At 66.1% G+C, this 2,130-nt stretch carries 4 protein-coding genes; 1 reads left to right on the top strand and 3 read right to left on the bottom strand.

What is annotated here, in order from left to right; genetic code table 11:
* On the top strand, nt 1-231 hold a 231-nt coding region (rpsT, locus tag PF446_RS10510), incomplete at its 5' end, for a 30S ribosomal protein S20 (protein ID WP_298071376.1).
* Nucleotides 232-305: 74 nt separating this feature from the next.
* Here the strand turns inward: rpsT and cgtA are convergent.
* From cgtA to rplU, 3 genes are all read right to left on the bottom strand, one after another.
* The gene (cgtA, locus tag PF446_RS10505; RefSeq protein WP_298071375.1) at nt 306-1,403 is read right to left on the bottom strand and encodes an Obg family GTPase CgtA; all 1,098 of its coding nucleotides are present in this window, start codon (nt 1,401-1,403) and stop codon (nt 306-308) included.
* Nucleotides 1,404-1,572: 169 nt separating this feature from the next.
* A complete protein-coding gene (gene rpmA / locus PF446_RS10500) occupies nt 1,573-1,830 on the bottom strand; it encodes a 50S ribosomal protein L27 (RefSeq protein WP_298071374.1) in 258 nt (85 codons plus the stop codon).
* 15 nt (nt 1,831-1,845) lie between these two features.
* On the bottom strand, nt 1,846-2,130 hold a 285-nt coding region (gene rplU / locus PF446_RS10495; RefSeq protein ID WP_298071373.1), incomplete at its 5' end, for a 50S ribosomal protein L21.

Genomic DNA, 2,130 nt, shown 5'->3' with positions numbered 1-2,130 from the left:
CGTCAGTCCGAGCAGTCGCGTATGCGAAACGTCAGCGCGCGCTCCATGATGCGTACCTCGCTGAAGAAGGTCGTCAAGGCGATCGACGCCAGCGACAAGGCCGCTGCCACGGAGGCCTTCCAGGCCGCCGCGCCGCTGCTGGACCGGTACGCCTCGCGTGGCCTGATCCACAAGAACAAGGCCGCCCGCCACAAGAGCCGTCTGAACGCGAAGATCCAGGCCCTGGGCTGATCGCGTACCCGACGTTGCTGCAAAAAAGCCGGCGCAAGCCGGCTTTTTTGTGGTCCGGGCAGCGCCCGGCGTGTTCAAGCGCCCGCCTCCGGCACGTCGCCTTCCGGTTCCCCGCGCATGCGCACATCATCGCGTGAGCGCGCCTGCTCGTGATCGTGCTCACGCTGTGCATCGAAAAACTGCTGGGCACGCTGGCAGATTTCCAGGGTGCCCTGCCGGGCCACGGCCGAGATCATGAACCAGGGGGCGGTCCACTCCAGCCGCGCGACGATGTCCTCGGCCAGTGCCCGGCGCTCGACCTCGTCGGCCATCAGGTCGGTCTTGTTCAGGACCAGCCAGCGTGGGCGCTGCAGGAGCTCGGGATCGAACTGCTCCAGCTCGCTCTCGATCGCCCGCACCTGCGCAACGGGATCGCTGCCGTCCATCGGCAGGATATCGACAATCTGCAGCAGCAGGCGCGTGCGCGACACGTGGCGCAGGAACTGGATGCCCAGTCCGGCACCATCGGCGGCGCCCTCGATCAACCCGGGAATGTCGGCCACCACGAAGCTGCGGTCGGCCTCCACGCGCACCACGCCAAGGCCCGGATGCAGCGTGGTGAAGGGGTAGCCGGCCACGCGCGGCGTGGCTGCCGATACCGCGCGGATGAAGGTCGACTTGCCGGCGTTGGGAAAGCCCAGCAAGCCGACGTCGGCCAGCAGCTTGAGCTCCATCTTCAGCTCGCGCTCGTCGCCCGGAGTGCCGTCCGTGGACTGGCGCGGCGCGCGGTTGGTCGAGCTCTTGAAATGCATGTTGCCCAGGCCACCCTTGCCGCCCTGGGCCACCAGCAGGCGCTGACCGTGCGTGGTCAGGTCACCGATGGTCTCGTCGGTATCGACGTTGCTGACCACGGTACCGATCGGCACGCGCACCAGCATGTCCTCGCCGCCCTTGCCGTACATCTGGCTGCCCATGCCGTCCTGTCCACGCGGCGCCTTGAACACGCGCTGGTGGCGAAAGTCGATCAGTGTGTTGAGGCCTTCGTCGGCCTCCAGCCAGACCGAACCGCCGCGGCCACCGTCACCGCCATCCGGGCCGCCGAACGGGATGTACTTCTCGCGCCGGAAGCTGACGCAGCCGTTGCCTCCGTTGCCGGCCTTGACCCTGATCTGTACTTCGTCGACGAATTTCATGCTTGAGCCGGTGGACGGGAGTGGGTGAACGGAGCGGGATGCGCGTGGCGGGCCCTGCGTGAAGGATATCGCGAATCCCCGCGCGCCAAGCTGCCGACCTGCATCGTGGCGCAACGAAAAGCCCCGCACGTGGCGGGGCTCTGTCCAAACGCGGGCGTAGCGGGGGCAATCAGCCCTGGACGACGCTCACGAACTTGCGGCTGTTCTCGCCGCGGGTCTTGAATTCGACCTTGCCGTCGACCAGCGCGAACAACGTGTGATCGCGCCCCAGACCCACGCCGGTGCCGGCATGGAAACGGGTGCCGCGCTGACGCACGATGATGTTGCCGGCCTCGACCGCCTGTCCGCCATAGATCTTGACGCCCAGGTATTTCGGGTTTGAATCGCGACCGTTGCGGGTTGAACCGCCTGCCTTTTTATGTGCCATGGTGTAGGACTCCTGTTACTTCGAACCGCCGGCGATGCCGGTGATCTCGATTTCGGTGTAGTGCTGGCGGTGACCCTGCTGCTTCATGTGGTGCTTGCGGCGGCGGAACTTGATGATGCGCACTTTCTTGCCGCGGCCGTGCGAAAGAATCTTCGCGCTGACCTTGGCGCCATCGATCGTCGGCGCACCGACGGTCACGTCCTCGCCTTCACCGACCAGCAGGACCTGGTCGAACTCGACGGTGCTGTCCACTTCGGCTTCAAGCTTCTCCACGCGCAGGTATTCACCCTGCATCACGCG

It is taken from the genome of Oleiagrimonas sp. (assembly GCF_027858935.1).
Taxonomy (GTDB): Bacteria; Pseudomonadota; Gammaproteobacteria; order Xanthomonadales; family Rhodanobacteraceae; genus Oleiagrimonas.
Note: the sequence above shows the minus strand (reverse complement) of the source record. Positions and strands in the feature narration are given on the sequence as shown.